The organism is Flagellimonas olearia, from assembly GCF_004150225.1.
GTDB classification, from domain to species: domain Bacteria; phylum Bacteroidota; class Bacteroidia; order Flavobacteriales; family Flavobacteriaceae; genus Flagellimonas; species Flagellimonas olearia.
The window spans coordinates 638659-662689 of record NZ_ML142908.1; the positions used below are offsets into that span (position 1 = coordinate 638659).

At 42.8% G+C, this 24031-nt stretch carries 18 protein-coding genes; 9 read left to right on the plus strand and 9 right to left on the minus strand.

Going from position 1 to position 24031, the window contains the following annotated elements:
- Position 1: 1 nt before the first annotated feature.
- The gene (locus tag DN53_RS08090) at positions 2–2263 is read right to left on the minus strand and encodes a T9SS type B sorting domain-containing protein (RefSeq protein ID WP_129653880.1); all 2262 of its coding nucleotides are present in this window, start codon (positions 2261–2263) and stop codon (positions 2–4) included.
- A 266-nt stretch (positions 2264–2529) separates the two neighbouring features.
- Here DN53_RS08090 and DN53_RS08095 point away from each other — a divergent pair, with 266 nt between their 5' ends.
- Positions 2530–4215, plus strand: coding sequence for a glutamine--tRNA ligase/YqeY domain fusion protein (locus DN53_RS08095; protein ID WP_129653881.1), 1686 nt, complete (start codon positions 2530–2532; stop codon positions 4213–4215).
- 234 nt (positions 4216–4449) lie between these two features.
- On the opposite strand, the gene DN53_RS08100 is transcribed toward DN53_RS08095, so the two are convergent.
- Positions 4450–5376 (minus strand): SPFH domain-containing protein, encoded by a 927-nt coding sequence (locus DN53_RS08100; RefSeq protein WP_129653882.1) that lies wholly within the window; start codon positions 5374–5376, stop codon positions 4450–4452.
- Between the two features lie 85 nt (positions 5377–5461).
- The gene (gene gltX / locus DN53_RS08105; RefSeq protein WP_129653883.1) at positions 5462–6970 is read right to left on the minus strand and encodes a glutamate--tRNA ligase; all 1509 of its coding nucleotides are present in this window, start codon (positions 6968–6970) and stop codon (positions 5462–5464) included.
- Positions 6971–7134: 164 nt separating this feature from the next.
- Here gltX and DN53_RS08110 point away from each other — a divergent pair, with 164 nt between their 5' ends.
- The 5 genes from DN53_RS08110 (at position 7135) to DN53_RS08130 (ending at position 14505) form a co-directional block, all read left to right on the plus strand.
- On the plus strand, positions 7135–10512 hold the full coding sequence (locus DN53_RS08110) for a hypothetical protein (RefSeq protein ID WP_129653884.1): 3378 nt from the start codon (positions 7135–7137) through the stop codon (positions 10510–10512).
- On the plus strand, positions 10505–10924 hold the full coding sequence (gene ybeY / locus DN53_RS08115; RefSeq protein ID WP_129653885.1) for an rRNA maturation RNase YbeY: 420 nt from the start codon (positions 10505–10507) through the stop codon (positions 10922–10924). Before DN53_RS08110 ends, ybeY begins: the two co-directional genes overlap by 8 nt.
- Positions 10925–10927: 3 nt before the next feature.
- Positions 10928–12796, plus strand: coding sequence for a tRNA uridine-5-carboxymethylaminomethyl(34) synthesis enzyme MnmG (mnmG, locus tag DN53_RS08120; RefSeq protein WP_129653886.1), 1869 nt, complete (start codon positions 10928–10930; stop codon positions 12794–12796).
- Between the two features lie 131 nt (positions 12797–12927).
- On the plus strand, positions 12928–13758 hold the full coding sequence (locus tag DN53_RS08125; RefSeq protein WP_129653887.1) for a class I SAM-dependent methyltransferase: 831 nt from the start codon (positions 12928–12930) through the stop codon (positions 13756–13758).
- Between the two features lie 240 nt (positions 13759–13998).
- Positions 13999–14505 carry an OmpH/Skp family outer membrane protein gene (locus DN53_RS08130; protein WP_129653888.1) on the plus strand — a complete coding sequence of 169 codons (507 nt, stop codon included), beginning with the start codon at positions 13999–14001 and terminating at the stop codon, positions 14503–14505.
- A 104-nt stretch (positions 14506–14609) separates the two neighbouring features.
- On the opposite strand, the gene DN53_RS08135 is transcribed toward DN53_RS08130, so the two are convergent.
- The 3 genes from DN53_RS08135 to DN53_RS08145 are packed head-to-tail and all read right to left on the minus strand — an operon-like array spanning position 14610 to position 17000.
- Positions 14610–15410: an endonuclease/exonuclease/phosphatase family protein gene (locus DN53_RS08135; protein ID WP_129653889.1), complete on the minus strand. Its 801-nt coding sequence runs from the start codon at positions 15408–15410 to the stop codon at positions 14610–14612.
- A 33-nt stretch (positions 15411–15443) separates the two neighbouring features.
- On the minus strand, positions 15444–15839 hold the full coding sequence (locus DN53_RS08140; RefSeq protein WP_129653890.1) for a DoxX family protein: 396 nt from the start codon (positions 15837–15839) through the stop codon (positions 15444–15446).
- 9 nt (positions 15840–15848) lie between these two features.
- Positions 15849–17000: a DNA polymerase III subunit gene (locus DN53_RS08145; protein ID WP_129653891.1), complete on the minus strand. Its 1152-nt coding sequence runs from the start codon at positions 16998–17000 to the stop codon at positions 15849–15851.
- Between the two features lie 132 nt (positions 17001–17132).
- Here DN53_RS08145 and DN53_RS08150 point away from each other — a divergent pair, with 132 nt between their 5' ends.
- From DN53_RS08150 to DN53_RS08160, 3 genes are all read left to right on the plus strand, one after another.
- The gene (locus DN53_RS08150) at positions 17133–18323 is read left to right on the plus strand and encodes a phosphoglycerate kinase (protein WP_129653892.1); all 1191 of its coding nucleotides are present in this window, start codon (positions 17133–17135) and stop codon (positions 18321–18323) included.
- Positions 18324–18441: 118 nt separating this feature from the next.
- Positions 18442–20052 (plus strand): lytic transglycosylase domain-containing protein, encoded by a 1611-nt coding sequence (locus DN53_RS08155; RefSeq protein WP_129653893.1) that lies wholly within the window; start codon positions 18442–18444, stop codon positions 20050–20052.
- A gap of 51 nt (positions 20053–20103) precedes the next feature.
- A complete protein-coding gene (locus DN53_RS08160; protein ID WP_313790134.1) occupies positions 20104–21054 on the plus strand; it encodes a DUF4837 family protein in 951 nt (316 codons plus the stop codon).
- 84 nt (positions 21055–21138) lie between these two features.
- On the opposite strand, the gene DN53_RS18165 is transcribed toward DN53_RS08160, so the two are convergent.
- From DN53_RS18165 to tatA, 3 genes are all read right to left on the minus strand, one after another.
- On the minus strand, positions 21139–21309 hold the full coding sequence (locus DN53_RS18165) for a DUF6747 family protein (protein WP_313790130.1): 171 nt from the start codon (positions 21307–21309) through the stop codon (positions 21139–21141).
- A gap of 249 nt (positions 21310–21558) precedes the next feature.
- Positions 21559–23601, minus strand: coding sequence for an OmpA family protein (locus DN53_RS08165; protein WP_129653895.1), 2043 nt, complete (start codon positions 23599–23601; stop codon positions 21559–21561).
- A 225-nt stretch (positions 23602–23826) separates the two neighbouring features.
- A complete protein-coding gene (gene tatA / locus DN53_RS08170; protein WP_116217611.1) occupies positions 23827–24021 on the minus strand; it encodes a twin-arginine translocase TatA/TatE family subunit in 195 nt (64 codons plus the stop codon).
- Between the last annotated feature and the right edge of the window lie 10 nt (positions 24022–24031).

Below are 24031 nucleotides of genomic sequence, written 5' to 3' on the forward strand. Positions count from 1 at the left end.
TTTATTTAATAACAGTTATGGTGCCCTGTTTCAGGCTTTTCCCTCCTTTGCTGATCTTGTAATAAAAGATCATGCTGGATTTGTTGAACGTTGAGGTGGATTGCGGCCAATTGTTTTCATAATTGGTCTGGCTGAATACCTCCTTCCCTCTTTCATTGAATATGGTCACTAGAACTTCTTGGTCCCTAGAGTAGGTATTGGGCAAGATCCATAGGTCATTGATGCCATCGCCATTGGCGGTGATTACATTGGGAATGGCAAACATGTCCCTATATACCACGGTAATGACACGGCTTACGGTACACCCACCAAAATGGGCTACCAACAGGTATTGTCCTTCCTCTTGAAAACCAAAGAAATCCTGAGTTGATACTAAATTGCTGTTGTAGTCGAACCACTCATAAGAATCTGCACCGCTTGCGGTCATGGTCATGGTTTCGCCCTCAATAATGATAAGTTCTTGAGGCTTGTCCAAGACCAATAATGATTCATCAAAGGCTCGTATTGTAACTTCATTGGATGTCAAGGGACAATCGTTGGTCCTGATGACAAGTTGGTATACGCCAACCTCAGAAACGGTATAGCTTTCAGATGAGGTGTCTACAACAGTGCCGTCCTTAACCCATTCAAAAGTTTCACCCTCGAGACTTTGTGCGCTGTTCAGCACTATAGGTTCTGAACCTTCACACAATACGGTTCCCGTAGTTGAAATGGTAAGAGCTTGATTAACAACAAGCTTGACATTTAGGGTGTTGGATGATGCGTTGAACCCATCCAAGGAACCATTTAGTTTGTAGTTTCCATTGTTCCCGTGGTCAGATAGGGTTATGGTCTTGGAGGTTTCCCCTCCTATAGTATTACCATCTTTAAGCCATTCATAACTGAATGACGATTGTAGGTCCGATGTTACATTAGTTTTTGCCCCACCATCGCCGACTGCATTGATGGTTGTTAAACTCAATGTGGCATCAGTATTTTCGCATGAGGTATAGGAACCTACGTAGGCAATGACAAACTCAAACGAGTTTGGAGATACTACCGTAGTTACTGCGGAGTTTTTCGGAGAAACGGAACAAGACCCACCATTTTGGGTAACCGTAACATAATACTCCCCTACTTCGCTGATATTTAATGTGTTTGTGGTTTCTCCTGAGATGGCACCACCATCTTTGAACCATTGGTAGGATGGAGAGGCTGCGGTTGTGGAAACCGATAAGGTTTTGTTCTGTGAGGGCAGCAACACAATATTTTCTTCATTGTTAAGGGCTACTTCAAAAGAACCTGCACTCTGTACGGAAACTGCTGCGGAACGTTCTTTACAGGCACTTGGCCCTTCAATTTCAACTTCGTAGCTTCCTTCAAACCCAACAAGATTAGAGTTTATCGCAAAGGAATCACCTTCCAAGGTGGGTCCACTTACTTTTGTCCCATCTTTGTACCACGTGTAGGTAAGGCCCATTCCGGTGATGTTGGCCTGAAGGGTATAAGGGTCTCCTGGGCACAGCTCAACATTGCTGGAACCATTTATGGCGATGCCCTGACTACTGCCGGTATTGATTTCAATGGTATTGGACAGGGTGTTGGCCGATCCAGAACAGATGGAACCATAATCCAGCTCAACATAATACATCCCAGAAGTAGAAACGGTGATGCTCTCTGTCTTCTGGGGAAGTAATGTGCCGCTGCGGTACCAATTATATTTATAGGTACCGGCATTGGGTATGTTGTGTGGTTTTAGGGTTACCGTGCCACCATCACATATTTGAATGGTTCCGCCGGATGGAATGCTTCCACTGCCATTTTCACTAATAAGCAAGGGCGAATTATAGTCAATATAGTACATGGGATAAGCATCAGAGGCAGGGCTGGTTTTTGAAGGACTGGTGCTACGTACCCTGAATTTGTAGTTTTCTCCACGGACATAATTGGGTACGGAAAACTGAAATTCGAAATCAAAAACGGTGTTTTTATCGCTCACCCTTGATAGTTCTATGGGAGAACCAAAGTTTCCATTGGCATCGGATAGCTCCAAGACAAACTCATTGTTTGAGTTCACCAAGGGTAGGTTCCAGGTGAAATTCACATAATATTGATTGAAACTACTTGAAGCACAGGCTGCTGTCCAAGGGTCGCTACTGCCATAATTGGGATTGGGCGCAGCGGTTGGTTTGTTTAGGATTTGGGCTTGCATGGTAGACGCACCCAAAATGACCACCATAAGGGTCAGTACCAGAAGGCCATACGTTGAACTACTTTTTTTCATCACCGTTAGTTTTAAGAGGTTGAGGGCATACAATGCCCAGTTAGTTTGTGCCCCTTAATGTCTTTTAGTTCGTTAGAGCGTTTCTCAAGCGCCCCATTTTCATATAGCTTTCTACTAACAAATATGATTTTATTTTCGTCGAATGGAAATATATTGTTGTAGGTGGCACCAAAAGTGTTGTGAAATGGCGTACTTTGTATACACTAAAGCGTGATTTTTAGCTACGAAGACACGTTTTTACTACATTTGCGCTTCAAATTTTGGATATGGCCGAGGATGTTAAATCGCTGAATTTTATTGAACATATTGTTGAGGAAGATTTAAAAAATGGGTACAATGCTGAGAGCCTTCGTTTTCGTTTTCCGCCGGAACCCAATGGGTATCTTCATATTGGGCATGCAAGCTCCATTTGCCTCAATTTTGGGTTGGGATTACGCTATAATGCACCGGTAAATCTTCGTTTTGACGATACCAATCCTGCCAAGGAGGAAAAGGAGTATGTGGATGCCATTAAAAAGGATGTCTCTTGGCTTGGTTATGAGTGGGATACGGAATGTTATGCCTCTGATTATTTTCAACAATTATATGATTGGGCCGTGGAGCTGATAAGGACCAATAGGGCTTATGTTGACAGTCAATCTTCTGAAGAAATAGCAAGTCAAAAGGGGACCCCAACGGAGGCCGGGAAGGAAAGTCCATATCGTAACCGTTCCGTGGAGGAAAACCTTGAGCTGTTCGAAGGCATGAGAAATGGTGATTTCAAGGAAGGCGAACATGTCTTGCGAGCCAAAATTGATATGTCCTCCTCCAATATGCTCATGCGTGATCCGGTCATGTATCGAATTCTGCATAAGCCCCACCACAGAACAAATACCGATTGGTGTATTTATCCCATGTATGATTGGACACATGGGGAGAGTGATTATATCGAGCAAGTCTCGCATTCCCTGTGTACACTGGAGTTTTTGCCCCACAGAGAGCTTTACGATTGGTTTTTGGACCAATTGGTAGATTCTGACAAATTACGTCCAAAACAGCGTGAGTTTGCCCGTAGAAACCTTAGTCATACGGTAGTCAGTAAACGAAAGCTGCTTCAATTGGTGGAGAGCGGTGTGGTGACTGGATGGGATGACCCAAGGATGCCAACAATATCTGGATTGAGAAGGAGGGGGTATACTCCTGAGTCCATTCGGAACTTTGCCGATACCATTGGCATAGCCAAACGCGAGAATGTGGTTGACGTATCCTTGTTGGAATTCTATGTGCGTGAACATTTGAACAAGGTTGCCCCTCGTGTTATGGCGGTACTTAACCCGTTAAAATTGGTCATCACCAATTACGAAGAAGGGAAAGAGGAATGGTTGGATGCCGAGAACAACCCGGAAGATGAATCGGCAGGAGAAAGGAAAGTTCCATTTTCCCGGGAGCTTTATATTGAACAGGAAGACTTTAAGGAAGAAGCAAACCGTAAGTTCTTTAGGTTGAAGTTGGGGGGTGAAGTGAGATTGAAGAACGGGTATATCATTAAAGCAGAAAGCTGCACCAAGGATGCCGCGGGTAATGTTATAGAGGTGCAATGTACCTACGACCCTAAAAGTAAAAGTGGTTCTGGAACGGAAGAAAGTTTGCGCAAGGTGAAAGGTACCTTGCATTGGGTCTCCATTCCCCATGCCATTCAAGCCGAAGTGCGCTTGTATGATCGTCTTTTCAATGACGCAACCCCGGATGCCCATAAGGATAAAGATTTTATGGATTTTATCAATCCGGACTCCTTGACGAAAGTCACCGGTTATTTGGAGCCCAGTTTGCAAGAAGCTCAAATCGGTGACGTGTTCCAATTTCAACGATTGGGTTATTTTAATGTTGACAAGGATTCAACTCCGAATAATTTGGTTTTTAACCGAACGGTGACCTTAAGGGACACTTGGGCCAAATTGGAGCAAAAAGACTAACATAGTTTTTTCTTATTCTACAACAAAATACCATTTGGTTTTCTTATTAAACTAGGCTTGTTTTAAGCGTGTTTAATGGCTTTTTGAAACAGGGTAACCCATTTCCCTTTGTGTTGGAAAGATCTTCTTGGAAAAGTACTATATGGAGTTTTTTACAAAAAGAGGAGAAAATTTAGGGTAACAATAAAAAAGGGAGCTTTTTAGCTCCCTTTTTCAATTCATGAAAGAATGATTTTATTCTTCTTTCTTTTTGTTTTGCTTTTTCATGGCTTCACCAATTTGGTTGCTTGCCGTAAAGGAGGCCACCATGTTGTTGAGCATGTCGCTTCCTGCTTGTGGTGAGTTGGGCAAAAGGATCAGGTTGGTATTGGTTTCCTCACCAATGGCCTGTAGCGTGTCATAGTGCTGTGTGACCACAATCAGGGCAGATGCTTCTTGCGAATTGATGCCCACTTTGTTCAAGACTTCAACAGATTCTTCAAGACCTCTTGCAATTTCACGACGTTGGTCGGCAATACCCTGTCCTTGGAGTCTTTTGCTTTCTGCTTCTGCCTTTGCTTTTTCAACAATAAGGATTCGGGCTGCATCTCCTTCAAATTGGGCTGCAATCTTTTCTCGCTCTGAAGCGTTGATGCGGTTCATGGCAGCTTTTACTTGGGCATCTGGGTCAATATCGGTTACCAAGGTTTTAATGATGTCATAACCATATTCCAACATGGCATCCTGTAGTTCGGATTTAACGGCAATGGCAATATCATCCTTTTTTACAAAGACATCATCCAATTTCATTTTGGGCACTTCGGCACGGACCACATCAAAAACGTAGGAAGTTATCTGGTCATGGGGGTACTCTAATTTGTAAAATGCATCATATACTTTGTCTTTTATAACTACATATTGCACTGAAACCTTGAGCTTTACAAATACATCGTCCAAAGTTTTGGTCTCTACAATAACATCCAACTGTTGGATTTTTAAACTCAATCTTCCTGCAATGCGGTCCACTAGTGGAATTTTCATTTGTAGCCCGGAATTGCGAATACTTTGGAATTTACCGAACCGCTCTATCACAACGGCGGTTTGTTGCTTTACAATAAAGAAGAACTTAAATAGAACAATAAGCCCAAGAAATACAATTGGTAATAATAAGTAATTGCCCATGCTGATCGGATTTTATGTTAGAAATGAAATTTACAAAACTCTGTAACATATCAGTAGACAACCACGAAGTTTTGTTACAGAATGTTTATTGCGAAAACACAGAAATCGCGTTTTTAATTCGCCCTATACTGTCTTCTTTACCAATAAGTTCGATAATATCAAATAGGTGAGGACCCTTCATGTCGCCCACAATGACCAATCGAAGAGGAGGCATTACCTTTCCAAAGGAAAGTTCTTGCTCTGCAATCCAAGCTTTTACCTTTTCTTCAATAATAGCGGAAGAGAAATCATCGATATTTTCTAGGATGGAAAGAACTTGGTCCATGATCTGTGGGGTATCTTCCTTCCATTGTTTTTTCACTGCTTTTTCATTGTATTCGGTGGGGGCTTCAAAAAAGTAATCGCCCAATTCCCAAAAGTCTGAAACAAAACTTGCCCGTCCCTTGATGAGGTATATTACTTTTTGGACATAATCTTTTGAGGCTTCTATCGGATTTTCTTTTTTTGAAAGCTCTTTTAGAAACAAATCCGCAAGATCTTCGTCACTCTTGCGCTGTAACCACTGCTGATTATACCATTTGTTCTTTTCTGGATCAAAACGTGCACCGGATTTGTTCACCCGTTCCAAAGAAAAGGATTGGATGAGCTCATCCAAAGAGAAAATTTCTTGTTCTGTACCGGGGTTCCACCCCAAAAGGGCCAAAAAGTTCACCACGGCCTCTGGAAAGAATCCGGCTTCTCGGTAGCCTTCCGATTCGTTCCACGTTAAGGGAAACACTGGGAAACCCCCTTTTTCGCCATCGCGTTTGCTTAGTTTACCCTTGCCTACAGGCTTCATGATGAGCGGCAAGTGGGCAAATTTTGGCGCGGTCCATCCGAAAGCTTTATACAATAGAGTATGTAGGGCTAGGGATGGAAGCCATTCTTCGCCGCGAATCACATGGCTGATGTTCATCAAATGGTCATCCACAATGTTGGCCAAGTGGTAGGTAGGCATACCATCACTTTTGAACAAGATTTTATCATCCAGTATGTTGGTGTCTATGGTAATTTTACCGCGGATGATATCTTGTAGAATGAGCTCTTCATCTTGTGGGGACTTAAAACGGATGACGTAATCTTCGCCGGCATCCAATTTGGACTGTACCTCTTCTTGGGTGAGTGAAAGTGAATTATTGAGTTTTAACCTGTTGTGCCAATTGTAGATAAAGGTCTTGCCCTTTTCCTCGTGGTCTTTTCTATGAAAGTCCAATCGTTCTGGGGTATCAAAGGCATAATAGGCATTGCCATTTTCAATAAGTTCCATGGCGTAAGCTTTGTACATGGCCTTGCGCTCGCTTTGACGATATGGACCAACAGTACCTTCTTTCCCTGGTCCTTCATCAAAGGGAATGCCACACCAGTTCAAGGCTTCAATGATATAGTTTTCAGCACCATCCACAAATCGGTTTTGATCCGTATCCTCTATACGTAATATAAACTCTCCGCCGTGTTTTTTTGCAAAAAGGTAATTGAAGAGGGCAGTGCGAAGACCTCCTATATGTAATGGTCCGGTTGGGCTTGGGGCAAAACGCACCCTAATGGTGTCACTCATGGCATACAATATTGTTGTGCAAAGATACATTGCCTTATACGATCCTGAAAGGGTTTAGGTGCGACGCTTGTATGTATCGGAAAAGTATTGATACACCAAGCTTTAACAAAAATTTGCGGTGGTTTTCACCAGTATCGGGTATCTTGGTAATAAAATATATTGCTTTGAGTAGCTATCAGGACATATTACAGAAGCTGGGTGGCTTTACCAAAAAGTATTATACCAAACAATTGATCAAGGGAAGTATTCTTTTTTTGACGCTCGGTTTGTTGTTTTGGATGGCGGTTATGTTTGTGGAGTATCTGCTATGGATGGACCAACAATGGCGATTGACGTTTTTCCTTGTTTTTTTACTGGTTGAGTGCTTTTTGCTTTATAGGTTTATTGCCATCCCGTTAATGTATTTGTTTCGTTTACGAAGGGGAATAGGTCATAAGGAAGCTTCCAAATTAGTTGGAAAGCACTTCCCTGAGGTGGATGATAAATTGTTGAATCTTCTTGAGCTTTCCGAAAGTCAGAAAAAAACCGACCTGCTATTGGCCAGTATAGAACAACGTGCCAAAAGTCTGGTGGCCGTCCCATTTACTGAGGCGGTGGATTTTAGGGAGGGGTATAAGTATGCAAAGTACATTTTAATTCCTGTGGCTCTGCTTGGTTTTATTTGGTTGAGTGGTAACATCGCTTCTTTCTTTAATTCCAATAAAAGGGTAATGAATTATGATTTGGCCTATGAGCGCCCCGCTCCATTCACCTTTAGGATATTGAATGAAAGTTTGGAGGTGTTGGATAGTGAGCCCTTGGTTATCAGAGCTACAACCGAAGGCAATGTGAAGCCGGACGATGTTTATCTAATGCTGAACGGGGAGCCGTTATTGTTGCAAGAACAAGATGGGGTGTATACCTATCGATTTGAAGCACCTGTGGAAGAAAGCTCGTTTTACTTAAGCGCCAATGGTTGGAACTCTAGAAATTTTACCATTAAAAGCCACAAAACACCCGCACTTGTTGATTTTCGGATGCAGTTGGATTATCCTTCATACTTGAATCGGGGGTCTGAAGTCATCACAGCTACCGGAAACGCTGTGGTACCCGAGGGTACCAGGGTGACTTGGAATATTGTGGGGCTGAATGTTGATGGGATTGCTTTGGAGACCTTGGATAGTATTTATTCTTTTTCCAAGAAAGGGAATGAATTTATACAGACTATGAGGCCTTTTGATGATATGCGATATGAGCTTCGTACCTCAAACTCACATGTTGCCGATTTTGAACGCTTAGCGTACGCAATAGATGTCGTTAAGGATGCCAATCCTACGGTGAAGGTCAATCAGGTTTTGGATTCCCTTAACCCGAATCAGTCGTTTTTTAGTGGACAAGCTGCCGATGATTATGGCATTGCTTCCATCCGACTGGTTTGTTTCCCTGCAGATGATGTTGAGAAAGAACAGAGAATTGTTTTGGACTCCCCAAAATCTAATGTGCATCAGTTTTACTACACCTTTCCTTCCGGACTGCTACTGGATAAAGGCAAGCAATACAAAGTATTTTTTGAGGTGGTTGATAATGATGGCATCAGAGGAGGAAAGATTGCAAAAAGCCAAGTGTTTAACACCGCTATTTTTGACAACAAACAACTGAAAAAAAGGAAGTTAGAGTCTCAAAACTCTACACTGACCAAAATGAATCAATCCTTGCAGGACTATAAAGAACAACAAGAGGTCCTTAGTGGGATGACTAAGGAACAGAAGGAAGAAAGGTCATTGACTTTTGAGGATAAGAGACAGATTAAGGATTTTTTACAGAAGCAACAGTTGCAAGAAGAATTGATGCAGAAGTTCAGTAATGAGTTAAAGGAAGGGGTTAGTAGGAGTGAACAAAGCAATGAGCAAAAAAGAATGCTTCAAGAACGGCTTGAGCGTCAGGAGCTGGAGGCCAAGAAGAATGAGCGGTTGCTTAATGAACTTAAAGAACTCACAGTCAAGATGAATAAGGAAGAGCTCCAAAAAAGGTTGGAGGAGCTTGGAAAGAATCAGTCTAAAAGCGCAAGAAATCTTGAGCAAATATTGGAGCTCACCAAGAGGTATTATGTCACGGAAAAGATGTCTCAGTTAGCGAATGAATTGGAAGATTTGGCGAAAGAACAGGAGAGGTTGTCTGAAGCTGTTGGGGATGACAATCAGAGTGAGAATCAAAAGGAATTGAACAAACAGTTTGAGGAGGTTTCTGATGAATTGAATGAATTGAGAAAGGATAATGATGCTTTGCAAAAGCCAATGGACATAAATGTTACCCAAAAGCAACAGGACGATGTAGATCGAGATCAGAAGGATGCCTTGGATGCGCTTGAACAGATGAAGGATAATGGGTCCGTTGAAAGCAATAGTGATAGTGAGCAAGAAAATGCCAAACGAAAGCAAAAATCTGCGGCGCAGAAGATGAAGGAAATGAGTGAGGCTATGCAGCAGAGTGCTTCAGGCGGAGGGGCAGATGATACAGAAGATGCTGAAATGTTACGACAGATATTGGATAACCTGGTTACGTTTTCATTTAAGCAAGAAGGGTTGTTTGACAATATGGAAAGTGCAGATGTTGACATCTCACAGTTTTCAAGAACGGTCCGTGACCAAAAGGATCTTAGAAGGCTTTTTGAACATGTGGATGACAGCTTGTTCGCTTTGTCTTTGCGCAGGGCTGAATTGTCTGAGTTTGTCAATGAGCAGATTTCGGAGGTGTATTATAACATTGATAAGTCTTTGGAGAGTATTGCGGAGAATCAGGTGTACCAGGGAGCTTCCTACCAGCAGTATGTGATTAATGCTACCAATGCTCTTGCCGACTTTTTGGCTACTATTTTGGACAATATGCAGCAAAACATGAGTCCTGGGCAAGGAGGTGGCGAAGGATCGGATTTTCAATTGCCGGATATTATAAAGGGACAACAAAGTATTCAGGAAAAGATGAATGGCTCTGGACAGGAGGGTAAACCTTCCGGCAAGGAGGGACAGGATCAGGAACAAGGAGAAGATGGTGGGAAAGAAAAGGGCTCCAATGATGGGGATAAGGGTGAGCAGCGTGGCCAAGGAGAGCAAATGCAAGGCGGCAATGAGGGATTGGAAGGAAGTGAAATGGGGTTGAGTGAGGTATATGAGATATACAAGGAACAGCAGATGTTACGACAGATGCTGGAGAAGCAGTTGCAGGATATGCTCAACGCATCGGATAGAAACTTAGCCAAAAAGTTGATGCAGCAGATGGAGGACTTTGAGAACGACCTGTTGGAGAATGGAATTACAGAACGAACAAGAACTAAGGCCAATTCCATCCAGCATCAGCTATTAAAATTAGAGAATGCGGCTATGGAGCAAGGGGAGAAGAAGGAACGGGAAAGTGAAACCAACAGCATCGATTTTACGGCACCCATCTTAACCAAACCGGAGCTGCTGAGGGATAATCAAAATGATGTTGAAATATTAAATAGGCAAGCACTACCTTTGCGCCAAAATTTTAAGGAACGCGTAAAGAGGTATTTTAAGAATGATTGAATTTCATTTTGAATTGGACTTTCAATTGATAAATGAACCCAAGTATTCCGATTGGGTTAATAGAATTTTGACTTCTGAGGGCTTTGAGGCAGGCCAGATCGATTATATTTTTTGTACAGATGAGTACCTGCTTGAAATTAATAAGAAGTATTTGAATCACGATACCCTTACGGACATCATTACTTTTGATTACACGAATGGAGAGGTTGTGTCCGGTGATATTTTTGTTTCTGTGGACAGGGTGAAGGATAATGCCCAAAGATTTGATGTTGATGTCAACAATGAGCTTTTAAGGGTGATGTCCCACGGCCTGTTACACCTTATGGGTTATGGAGACAAGAAGGATGAAGAGGTTGTATTAATGAGGAGTAAGGAAGACGAAAAAATAAAAATGTTCCACGTGGAACAATAGGATATGTTTGATAAAGAATACGACGTTATAGTAGTTGGAGGAGGTCATGCTGGTGCTGAAGCGGCTGCGGCAGCGGCTAATATGGGCTCTAAAACGTTATTGGTGACCATGAACCTGCAGACCATTGGGCAGATGTCATGTAATCCGGCAATGGGAGGTATTGCAAAGGGACAGATTGTCCGTGAGATAGATGCGCTAGGTGGTTATAGTGGAATCGTTACGGATAAATCCGCCATTCAATTTAAGATGTTGAACAAATCTAAAGGACCGGCCATGTGGAGTCCCAGGGCGCAGAACGACAGAATGCGATTTGCGGAAGAGTGGCGTTTGTCTTTGGAGGCTACTCCCAATGTAGACTTCTATCAGGAGATGGTTTCTGGATTGCTTATAGAGGGCGAAAATGTGGTTGGGGTACGTACCTCTTTGGGAATTGATGTAAGAAGTAAAGCAGTAGTCCTGACCAATGGAACTTTCTTAAATGGTCTAATCCATATTGGCGAAAAGCAGTTTGGAGGAGGAAGAGCAGGCGAAAAGGCCGCCACAGGGATTACCGAACAATTGGTGGATTTAGGTTTTGATAGCGGCAGAATGAAAACTGGGACACCTCCCAGAGTGGATGGCCGCTCCTTGAATTACGACCTGATGATACCTCAGCCCGGTGATGCCAAGCCGGAGAAATTTTCATATTTGGACACACCTGTTTTAAAGGTTCAGAGGGATTGTCACATGACACACACGAGTGCCTTGGTTCATGATTTGTTGCGTGAGGGTTTCGATCGATCCCCTATGTTCAATGGTAGAATTCAAAGTTTGGGTCCTCGCTATTGTCCTTCCATTGAGGATAAGATTAATCGGTTTGCGGATAAGGATGCCCACCAGATATTTGTTGAACCTGAAGGTTGGGATACGGTGGAAGTTTATGTAAATGGATTTTCTACATCATTACCAGAGGATGTTCAGTTTAAGGCACTGAGGTCTGTAAAAGGTTTTGAAAGGGTTAAGTTTTTTAGACCAGGCTATGCCATAGAGTATGATTATTTCCCGCCCACCCAGTTGAAACATACGCTTGAAACCAAGTTGGTGAACAATCTTTACTTTGCTGGCCAGATCAATGGAACTACAGGGTATGAAGAAGCCGCTTCACAGGGCTTGATGGCAGGGATAAATGCGCACCTTAAAATTAAGGGCGAAGAACCGTTTATTCTGAAAAGGGATGAAGCGTACATTGGTGTTTTAATTGATGATTTGATTACCAAGGGGACCGAGGAACCGTATAGAATGTTTACTTCAAGAGCAGAGTACCGGACCTTGTTACGACAGGATAATGCAGACTTAAGACTTACGCCAAAAGCATATGAAATAGGGTTGGCCAAAGAGGAACGGATGAAGAAAATGGACCTCAAACAAACAAAATCCAAAGAGTTCATTAAGTTTTTCAAGAAAACCAGCTTTGTTCCGGAAGAGATAAATCCTATTTTGGAGTCCTTGGATTCAGCGGTGGTAAAGCAGTCTGATAAACTTTTTAAGGTGTTTTCTCGACCAAAAGTGACCATGGAGCACATGCTTCAGCTGGATTCGGTTTCGACTTTTGTTGAAGAACACGACCTAAATTCGGATGTGTTGGAGCAGGCGGAAATAGAGGTAAAGTATTCCGGGTATATTGAAAAGGAGAAAAGCAATGCAGATAAGTTACATAGACTGGAAAATGTTAGAATCCCGAATGACTTTGACTATTCAAAGCTAAAATCACTTTCTTTTGAGGCGAGGGAGAAAATGGAATCCATAAGACCTGTTACCATATCACAAGCATCTAGGATCAGTGGGGTTTCTCCAGCGGATATTAGTGTGTTGTTGGTCTACCTAGGGAGATAGGGATTTGATGTTCCACGTGGAACAAACATCAAAAAATGCTTTCCTGTAAACCTTCAAATCGAAAATAGTTCAGGCATGAAAAACGCCTGTTTTTTTATTCCAAAACCCCGATATTACTTTCTAAAATGGCAATGAAGTTGTTTTTAAAGGCTAAGGATTTTTCTGTTTCCGGTGAAACTTTCGAGCTGCATAAGGATGCAGAACGGGATATGTTGGTTACCCAACCGGTTCCGGAAAATCTTGCCCGTTATTACGAAAGTGAGGATTATATTTCGCATACTGACGCAAAAAAATCATTCACAGACAAGATATATCAAAAAGTAAAGCGAGTAAACCTTAAAAACAAGACTCAACTTATTGATAATCAATCAAATAAAAACATAAAACTACTGGATATTGGTGCTGGGACGGGAGATTTTCTGGTAATGGCCAAATCTCAGGGTTTTGTCGTGGATGGAGTGGAACCCAGCGAGATTGCCCGGATCAATGCGGATAAAAAAGGGATTCAGTTACACGAAGATTTGGATGCCCTAGGAGGGCAACGGTTTAATGTGATAACCTTGTGGCATGTCTTGGAGCACCTGCCTAGTTTGGAAAAGCAAATTGCACAGATGGTTTCCCTTTTGGAGGAGAACGGAACTTTGATCGTAGCGGTTCCCAACTACAAATCTTTTGATGCCAAACATTATAAATCCTTTTGGGCGGGATTCGATGTGCCTAGACACCTATGGCATTTCTCTAGAAAATCCATAAATACACTTTTTCAAAAGCATGATATGGAAGTTGTAAAAACCAAACCTATGTGGTTTGATGCATTTTATGTCTCTATGCTTTCCGAAAAATACAAAGGAAACCCACTGTACCTGATTAGTGCTTTTTTTATAGGTCTATGGTCAAACCTAAGAGCTTGTTTCAATAAAGAGTATTCATCGATCATCTATATCCTTAAAAGAACAAATTAGGCGTTTTCGAAGCCTCTGCAGCCCGTATTGCGCTCAACACACGATACACTCTCAAAGTTTAATAAAATGTGCAGAGAGCCCCATTTCTACAAGTCAAATAAAATAGAACGAACCAATACCGATTGTCAAAAAGCATAGATATTTCTTATATCGATGGTTTTGAGAATTTTGGTTCACAAAAAGATAATGGCCAGCATTCCAAAAGCTTTTCTATTTTTGCGCATCATTAAAAAGTGAAACATGAAAAAAATTATAATGCTTGCCGTGGTATTGACTACCATGGCCTGTCAACAAAACAAGATTGGTTATGTGGACAGCGTGAAGTTGATGGACGGCTATCAAGAAAAAATTGATGTGGAAGCCCGATTCAAGACCAAGGCGGATGCGATGACCAAAAAGAGGGACAGTATTTCACAATCTTTTCAATTGGAACTTCAGGCATTCCAGACCAAGGCCCAAAAAATGTCACAAAAAAATGCTCAGGAAGAATATGGCCAGTTGCAACAGCGTGGTCAGTTTGTAGGGCAGCAGTTGCAACAAGAGGAGCAACAATTGCAGTTGACGAGTCAGGCAGAAATGGACACGTTGGTGAAAAAGGTGAAAAAGGAAATCAAGGATTATGGTAAGGCCAACGGATACACCTATATCTTGGGTGGTGGAGACGGCGGTGCCGTATTGTATGGAGAGGCCACCAACGACCTTACAGAGACCGTGCTGAAAATACTTAATGATAAGTACAAGAAATAATAGCCTGTCACAAGAATGTAAAAGGCCCATTTTTAAATGGGCCTTTTTTGTTTAAATTTTTAAAATGACGACAAGGTGAATGAAGCGGTGGTTTTGATTTGACGTTAATTGTCCTCAAGCAATTCAAGTGTAACCAAGTAGGCACAGTGGTCGGATGCCACCGTATCCTGAATGACTTTGGTTTCAATAACCCTCCATCTGTTCTTGGGGAGAAACATCACATAATCAATCTTTTTTTCAGGTTTGTCGGAAGGGTAGGTGAAAGCAATGTTTTTTGAGTCGTACGAAGAGGCCCAAACCTCCTCTAAAATGGAAATGGGCATGCTTCCTGGAACATCATTGAGGTCTCCGGCCAAAATGGTGGGATAACGGTTTTGGGAAAATACAGTGTTGATTCGTTTTACTTGGGCAATCCGGTCAGAGGCATCTTTCAAATGGTCCAAATGGGTCCCTACAAAGGCCACGGTATCTCCAGAGGGAAGTGTAGTGACCACTTCCAAAGCGGCCCTAGGTTCATTTTTTGGACTATGTGGTAAAGCAATATTTCGGGTACTCAAAAAAGAGTATTTGGACAAAACACCTTCGCCATATTCCCCATCATCATAAGTCATGGCCTTGCCAAATAAGGGAACGAGCTTGGAGCGCCAGCCCAAATCGGTCACCAAATCGTATTTTTTGGCCCTGTTGGTCTTGAAGTCCACTTCCTGTAAGGCCACAAAATCTGGATTGGCATCTTGTATAACCTTGGCGAGGAGATCCAGATTAAAGTCTCCTTTGGTAGTTGCTCCATGGAGAATATTGAAAGTGAGCACGCGCACTACAGGGTTCTGTTCTGTGTTCTTCTGTCCAAAGATTGAGGAACAAACCAAAAGAGTGATCAAGCAAAAGGGGATTCTAAACTTCATGTTTTAAAAAGGAGATTGATTGAAACAGATCATTTATTGCAACAGATAGACCAAGAAAACGGTGGGAATCAAATACACCACAATGGTTTTGGCACCTTCATAGTCCTTGGCCATACGCTGTCCAAAAAGTAAGAGCAATAGCGTGATTGATGAAACCGCTGCGGCATGGAACCCAATGGAGCTTTCATCTTCAAATACAAATTGAAAAATGGCCACAGCCGCTAGGATCCCGGAAACCATCTCCATAAAAAGCACTATGCCCAATAGAATGGCCACACTGCCTTTAAAAGCTGTTTTGGCAAAATGTCCGTTGAGCCAACTGAGGTTTCCCCTCCAATCTATGATTTTGTCTATCCCACTTTGCAAAAAGGTAATGGTCAAAAAAATGAGCAGTAGAATTTCGGTGGCGTTGTTGGTAAAGTTTTCCATGGTTGGTTTTTATGCGGCCTTCGCATGCAAAAGCCGGGTTAGTTTTATGGATAGGTCAGTAAAGATCAACTTGGAATTTCCGTTGCGTTCCACGTGAAAAATGGCCTTTTCCAGTTCCTCTACAATATCCAAAATATTGTTTTCGTGGACAAAGGGGGCAAAACGCTTGAGGTCAAAGTCCTCCATATGGATTTTGGTATAGACAAGCTCATGGGCATTGTAGTTCAGCAACAAGGCCTGACGCATAAGCGACAGGCAATAGTTCAAGAACTGTTTTTGCACTTCCCTGCCTGTTTTGGCCACTTCATCACTCCATAAGATGAGCTCCTGAATGGCAGCTTTGTTGCCTTTTGCCTTAAAGGCACTCCTCACCCATTGTACAAACCAACGCTCAAAAACAAGATCCTCAGAATCTTTGTTCAACAGATCCAAGGCCTTGTTGAAATTCCCATGGGCCTCTTGCGCTATGGCATGGGCTTCAGGTTGACTCACACCACGGTTAACGAGCTCGTCCAATATATTTTGTTCCGCCAAAGGGGGAAAATGTAAAATCTGACACCGGGACCTAATGGTGTTGATGATTTGTTCCTCCTCTTCGGCCAATAATAGCAAAATGGTTTTTTGAGGCGGCTCCTCAATAAGTTTGAGCAGTTTGTTGGCGGCGGAGATGTTCATTTTTTCGGCCATCCAAACGATTAGGATCTTGTACCCACCCTCATACGATTTCAAAGCAAGCTTTTTGACCATATCCTGGGCTTCATCCACCCCAATTTGTCCCTGCTTTTTCTCAATGCCGATATGTCTGTACCAATCAAAAAGATTGCCATAGGGCTGTTCTTTTACAAATTGTCTCCACTCCTGCAAATAGTGATCACTTACTGCATGTGATTTCACTTTGTCCGAACTCGCTACGGGAAATGCAAAATGCAGGTCGGGATGGGATAAAGAGGCACATTTGGTGTTGCAAACAGCATCGCCACCATCATTTTCACCTCCGGTATTGCCACAGAGCAGATATTGGGCATAGGCCAAAGCCATGGGAAGTACCCCAGAGCCTTCCGGGCCAACAAAAAGTTGGGCGTGTGCCACCCTACCAGAATCGGCAGTAGTCACCAAATGGTTTTTAATGTGCTCCAGGCCCAAGACATTTTTGAACAACATGCACCAAAGATAAGGTTTTTAGGGGCTTGGTCTTTTCACGTTTTTTTGGATAGGCAACCAAAAAATAACAACAGGGGCCAAGGCAAAAGGCAGGAAATCTTTACTTTTGGACTTCTTATAAAGACACACTACATGAAGACGATAGACGATTACAATTTTGACGGAAAGAAAGCATTGATCAGGGTAGATTTCAATGTGCCTTTGGATAGCGACTTTAACGTTACGGATACCAGTAGGATAGAGGCGGCAAAGCCAACCATCCTCAAGGTTTTGGAAGATGGGGGATCTGCCATTTTGATGAGCCATTTGGGACGGCCAAAAGGAAAAGTGAATCCGGACATGTCCCTTTCCCATATTTGTGAAACGGTATCGGAAATTATTGGTGTACAGGTAAAGTTTGCAGGGAACTGTGTAGGCAAAGTGGCAGATGATGCCGTAGCCGAGCTAAAAAGCGGGGAGGTTCTTTTGTTGGAAAACCTTCGGTTTCATGCCGAAGAGGAAGCAGGTGATACGTCTTTTGCCGAAGCCTTGGCCAAACATGGTGACATTTATATAAACGATGCCTTCGGAACGGCCCACAGAGCACACGCATCCACCACCATAGTGGCCCAATTCTTCCCAGGCAACAAGTGTTTTGGCTATTTATTGGCCAAGGAAATCAAGGCTATCGAAAAGGTGATGCAGACCGGTGAAAAACCGGTAACGGCCATCTTGGGTGGAGCAAAAGTGTCGTCCAAGATCACTATCATTGAAAATATATTGGACAAGGTGGACAATCTCATCATTGGAGGTGGAATGACCTATACGTTTGTCAAGGCAAAAGGAGGCAGCGTAGGCGATTCCATTTGTGAGGATGACAAAATGGATTTGGCCTTGGACATTTTAAAACAAGCAGAGGCCAAGGGGGTCAAAGTGCATATCCCAGTGGATGTTTTGGCTGCTGATGCTTTTGACAACAATGCCAACACCCAGTTTGTGGACGTGGACAAAATCCCTGATGGGTGGCAAGGTTTGGATGCTGGGCCAAAGACCTTGGAGAATTTCAAGGAAGTGATCTTAAACTCCAAGACCATACTTTGGAACGGTCCTGTTGGCGTGTTTGAAATGGAAAACTTCGCCCAAGGAACCATCGCTATTGGAAACTATATTGACGAGGCCACACAGAAAGGTGCTTTTTCCCTTGTTGGGGGCGGAGACTCCGTGGCTGCCGTAAAACAATTCGGTTTTGAGGACAAAGTGAGCTACGTATCCACAGGAGGAGGTGCCATGTTGGAGAGTCTTGAAGGGCGGACCCTGCCAGGAATCGCTGCAATATTGGACTAGTCCATACGTTATGGATTAATGGGACTTATCCCAAAAATTGTGTTTTGGGCTGAAAAACTTTAGTATTTCAGAAAAAAACGCCATTTTCGTTGGTCCCTACAACTCAAATCCTGTCCAAATGAACCAAATTTTGAAAACAGCGGCATGCGCAGCGCTGCTTTTTGCGGCTCCCTTGGGGTATGCCCAACAAGTTGATTCCATTCCAACCTCTACCTTGGACACTTCCAAGGTGAAAACAGAGGAACTCCAAAACATTTCGGTTGCGGAAAAGACACTAGATGGGAATTTGGTGGCGTTGGAAGTGGGCTCCAAGGAAAAAATCCAATTACAGGATTTGGAAGCTGCCCGAAAGTATGACAGCCTTTGGCTTAAAGAACTTCATGGAAGCGCACAGTTGTTCAGCGATATGCTTTTGGAAGTTGAAAACGGACCGGGAAGCGATTCCATCGTTGTTGTGGATCTGCCCACGGACACCTTGAAGGCCCGTTTGGCATTGATGAATGAAAAAACGCCTTTCAATATTTCGTACAATCCATCATTGGAAAGTGTGATCAAATCTTTTTTGACACGTAGAAGGGATTTGATGCAACGCATGATCACGGCAAGCCAATTTTATTTTCCATTGTTTGAACAGGAATTGGATCATCATGATATCCCATTGGAGATCAAATACCTCGCTATCATAGAATCTGCATTGAATCCAAGGGCACGATCTAGGGTTGGCGCCAAGGGCTTGTGGCAGTTTATGTATGGTACCGGAAAAATGTATGGGTTGGATGTAAGCAGTTATGTGGATGAACGCCATGATCCCATTATGGCAACCAAGGCGGCCAGCAAGTACCTTTCCAAGCTTTATGATATTTTTGATGATTGGGATTTGGCCCTTGCCGCCTATAATTCAGGACCCGGAAATGTGAACAAGGCCATTCGCCGATCGGGAGGATATGAAAACTATTGGAACATACGTCCGTTCCTTCCACGTGAAACAGCGGGATATTTACCTGCATTTTTGGCGACCATGTATATTTTTGAATACGCAGAGGAACATGGGCTGCAATACAAAAAGGCAGACAGGCCCTATTTTGAAACGGATACCATCCATGTAAAGAACCTGATCTCCTTTGATCAAATCTCCAAGTTGGTGGACATCAGCACGGAAGAATTGGAAATGCTGAACCCAGCATATAAGCTTAACATCATACCCAAGGTCAAGGGTAAAAACTATGCCCTTCGTTTGCCTAAGTCTAAGATTGGCAAGTTTGTGGCCAATGAGGAACAGATCTATACCTATGTGAAGAAGGAGATGGATTCCTCGGAAAAGCCTCTTCCACAAATGATCACGGCCAACGATCAAATTCGGTACAAGGTAAAGAGTGGGGATTATTTGGGTAAGATTGCCGAGCGCTATGGTGTAGGGGTAAGTCAGATCAAGTCCTGGAATGGGTTGCGAAGCAACAATCTCCGGGTAGGACAACGATTGACTATCTTCCCAAGAAAACCATATATCCCCAACAAGACAGTGGCATCCAAAACGAGCACTTCAAAGCAATCTTCTGGAAGTGTGGCGAGCAACTCAAAGGTACACACGGTACAACCAGGGGATTCCCTCTGGACCATTTCAAAAAAATATCCTGGGGTTTCTGTGGAAAATTTACGAGAATGGAACGGTCTTAGCAGTAATAACCTAAAACCGGGCACAAAACTTAAATTGTGCGATTGTTCTTCGTAAATTTAACTCGAGATGAAAAAAATTGGAACACTATGTTGCGCCATATTCCTTATGGTGCTATGGTCTTGTAAAGACTCTGGATCAAAACAAAAATTTCTTCCTCCGTCAACAGGAGGTATCAATTCTTTAATGGTTGTGATGGACACTGAACTTTGGCAGAGCGGTGTCGGGGACAAGATAAGGGAACACTTTGCGGCCCAAGTATTGGGTGTGCCCCAAAGAGAGCCCATTTTCACGATCACACAATTACCTCCCAGGGTATTCAAAGGAGCTACCACCTATTCTAGGTCCGTACTGGTGGTGGAACAAGACTCTACCTCCGTGGCGCATATCAAGTCAAATGTTTATGCCACTCCTCAAAAAGTTGCTGTGGTTACGGGAAGAAACCATGACGAGTTGATACAAAATCTGGACTCATTGGCACCCAAGGCCGTTGCCGCTTTCAAGCAGTTGGAAATAGAAGAGGCTCAAAACCGATTTAGACGCTCCCTGAGCAAGGATAGGGCGATGCAGGATGAGTTTGGGCTTAGTCTGGAAGTTCCTTCGTTATATAAAGTTGGAAAGCGTGAGAAGAACTTTGTTTGGATGGATATCCAAATCCCAAAGGGAACCATGAACATTGTTGCCTATGAAATGCCCTGGAACAGTTTTTCCAACGACTCCACTTTTGTGGAGGATATTGTGAAGATGAGGGATTCCATAGGCGAAAAGTATATTCCGGGCCCCTATGAAAACACCTTTATGATCACAGAAAAAGCCTTTGCACCCTATGTTTTCCCTGCTGAAATTGGCGGAAAAAAAGGAGTTGAGGTACGAGGCATTTGGGAGATCAGTGGCTATCCCATGGCAGGGCCTTTCCTGACCTACATTATCAATGATGAGGAAAACCAAAGAAAAATGGTTTTGGAAGGCTTTACATTCGCCCCTTCAGCTGAAAAAAGAAACTATATGTTCGAGTTGGAGGCCATCTTAAAAACGGTCAACTTCAACCCAACACCTTAAAAAGGTTTAATCCATTAAACAGGAAGGCCCGAACCATTGGTTCGGGCCTTCCTGTTTTTTGTATGTTGTTTCTCGGGAGAATTCTTAGTCAAAAGCAAAGCCAGTGGCTATCCTATATACAAAGGCATATAGAACAATAAAGAACATCACAAAGCTAAACCAGGCAAATATTCTAAAGTATTTTTCTATAAGGAAGTGTCCGAGGTTTCGAAAAGCTTCTAAATAAATTTCTTTAACGAGTAATAATCTTTTCATAAGTAAGGTTTTAAGATTTAAGACTTAGCAAAGATTTGGATTTCCACACTCCATTTAAAAACTAAGGGACGAAATGCCAAAAAAGGAAGATAAAAGTGAGGTGCAGGCCTTGGGAATCCACAAAACATCTGCATTCATCGATGAATGACCCAAAGAGGCGTGTTGTTTGGCGAGGGAAATTGTCGATGTATGGTAATAACCGGAAGAAAAAGGGCAAAAAAAGCCCCGATATGGTCAGGGCGCTATGGTTTACTGACGAACTATGATGAATTCCGATCGCCGGTTTTGTTGATGTCTTTCCCGTGTACACCGTATTCCATCGGTGCAATTATTGAGTAATCGTTCCTCGCCGTAGCCAATGGCGCTTTCAATCCTGGAAGGATCAATGCCCTGGGATATGATATAGTCCCTAGTGGATTTGGCCCGTTTGTCCGAAAGATATTTATTGTATACTCTAGGACCAATGGCATCGGTATGCGCCTCAATCTTGATGACCATATCCTTATATTCACGGAGTATGGCCACTAATTTGTCCAACTCTTTGGCCGCTTGGGGTCGTATACTATACTGGTCAAAATTAAAATGGATGGCCTCAGGCTCCAAGACTACCTGTTGTTTTTCCTCATCGATGAGTTCTTTGAGCTTTTTCAGGGATTGGGCAACCTCAATGGTCTCATTGTTCTTGGTAATGGCGTTTCTCACATCTTCAAAATATCCATCTTTGCTCGTCTTGATTGTATATTCGGATGTTGGGTCAAGGTTTCTGAACTGGTAGCTGCCATCTTCATCGGTGATAACTTCGGCCATTTGGTTCTGTTCTTGATTGAACAAAACAATTCTGGCTCCGGAAATAGGCTCTTGCGTTTGATAATCTTTCACCATTCCCGCAATTACGTTTCGGTTTAGGGTATATCTAAAGGAATAAATGTCGTCATCCCCTTTGCCTCCTTTTCGGTTTGAGGCAAAATATCCTTTCTCACCATTGCTGTCAATAATATAGGAGAAGTCGTCCCTGCTGCTGTTTATAGGTTGGCCAAGGTTATAGGCCGGACTGAAGTTGTCTTGGGCAACATCAGATTTATAAATGTCCAACCCTCCAAACCCCATAGCCCTATCGGATGAAAAATATAGAGAGCCCTCTGTGACATAAGGAAACATCTCTTTGCCTCCCGTGTTGATGGTTCTTCCAAGATTTTTGGGTTCGGAAAACATACCATTTTCCAAAATATCCGCCACATAGACGTCGGTTTGTCCGTATCCTCCCGGGCGATCTGAAACAAAATATATCTTTTTGCCATCAGGACTTACTGATGGATGCCCTGTGGAATAGTTTTCACTGTTAAAGGGCACTTCCTTGGCTTCGGTCCATTCCCCGTCCACAAATTTGGAGGTGTATATCTTTAAATGATTGATGCCGTTTTTTCCGCGCTTTAGTTTTTTACCGTAGTTGTTCCGCGTAAAGTACATGGTTTCTTGGTCAGGGGAAAAAGCTACGGAAGCCTCATGGTATTTGGTATTGACCGTTTTTGAAAGCTTTTGGGCTCCAAATAGATCATTTCCCTTGGAATTGGTTTTGGCCACATATAGGTCCAAAAAGGGTTGGTTGTTCCACTTGTACCTTCTGGTGGTCAAGAACGACGTATCCCTGGCCGATGCGAACACCACTTCAGAATCTTTGTGGAACATAGGGGCAAAATCAGAGTACCTGGAGTTTATTGCCAGGTTTTTGATTTCTACGGATGCGGGACCTTTCCATGTATTGGTGACGGTACTTTCCAATTCGTTAAGGGGCTCGTCCCTTTTCTGACGAAACAATTTGGTGAGTTTTGCCGCCCTACGATATTTACCGGTGCCCTTTAGGCTATGGGCATACTTATAAAAATGGTCTTCGGTGATATCATTGGGATATAATTGGTAGAGTTCATTGTACCAAACATATGACTTTTCCAGATTTCCACTGTAGTAATGGGAATCCCCTGCTTTTGAAAGCAGTTCCAAAGTGTGCTTTACGCCACTTTTTTCAAGAACAATATCATATAATCGGGCTGCTTCGGCATACCACATCTTATCGAAGAACTCATCCCCTTTTTTTATGAGCTTTGCGGCCATACCTTTTTTCCGGGCATAGTTGGCCAGTTGCCTATTGTCAAGGCCATCCAAATACTTTGTGTCAGAAATAGGGTCTTCTTGGGCAAGAGTAACCCCATCCTCCTCAAATTGCACGAAGGACACTTCCTGGGATTGTACCCCAAGAGTAAGTAAAAGAAGAAAAGGTAGTATTAGTTTATTCATTCCACTCTGTCTGCGCAGTTGATTTGTTATGACCAACTGGAGGCTAAGCAAAGAGAGCCTAACGTCGTTTTCAAACGCTAAAATAGAATAAGGATTAAGCTGGGCTAACTTTTTGTTGTGAAAGAGTGAATTTATGGCGTGTAGGCGACAAAAATGTGGTTCTTTATCGAAAAGCCCTTTAAATACAAGGGTTTACACGCCCATAAAATAAGCGGGAAGAAAGGCTTATGATTTGGATTCGTTTCCTCCTTCCAACTTCTCCTCCTCTTTGGACGCATCCTTAAATTCTTTGATACCACTGCCTAGGCCTCTCATCAGTTCAGGAATCTTTTTGCCTCCAAAAAGCAAAAGAACCACGACCACGATAAGCACAATTTGCCATGGACCTAGCATACCAAGAAAAATAGTTTGAGCAATCATAATGTCAAAA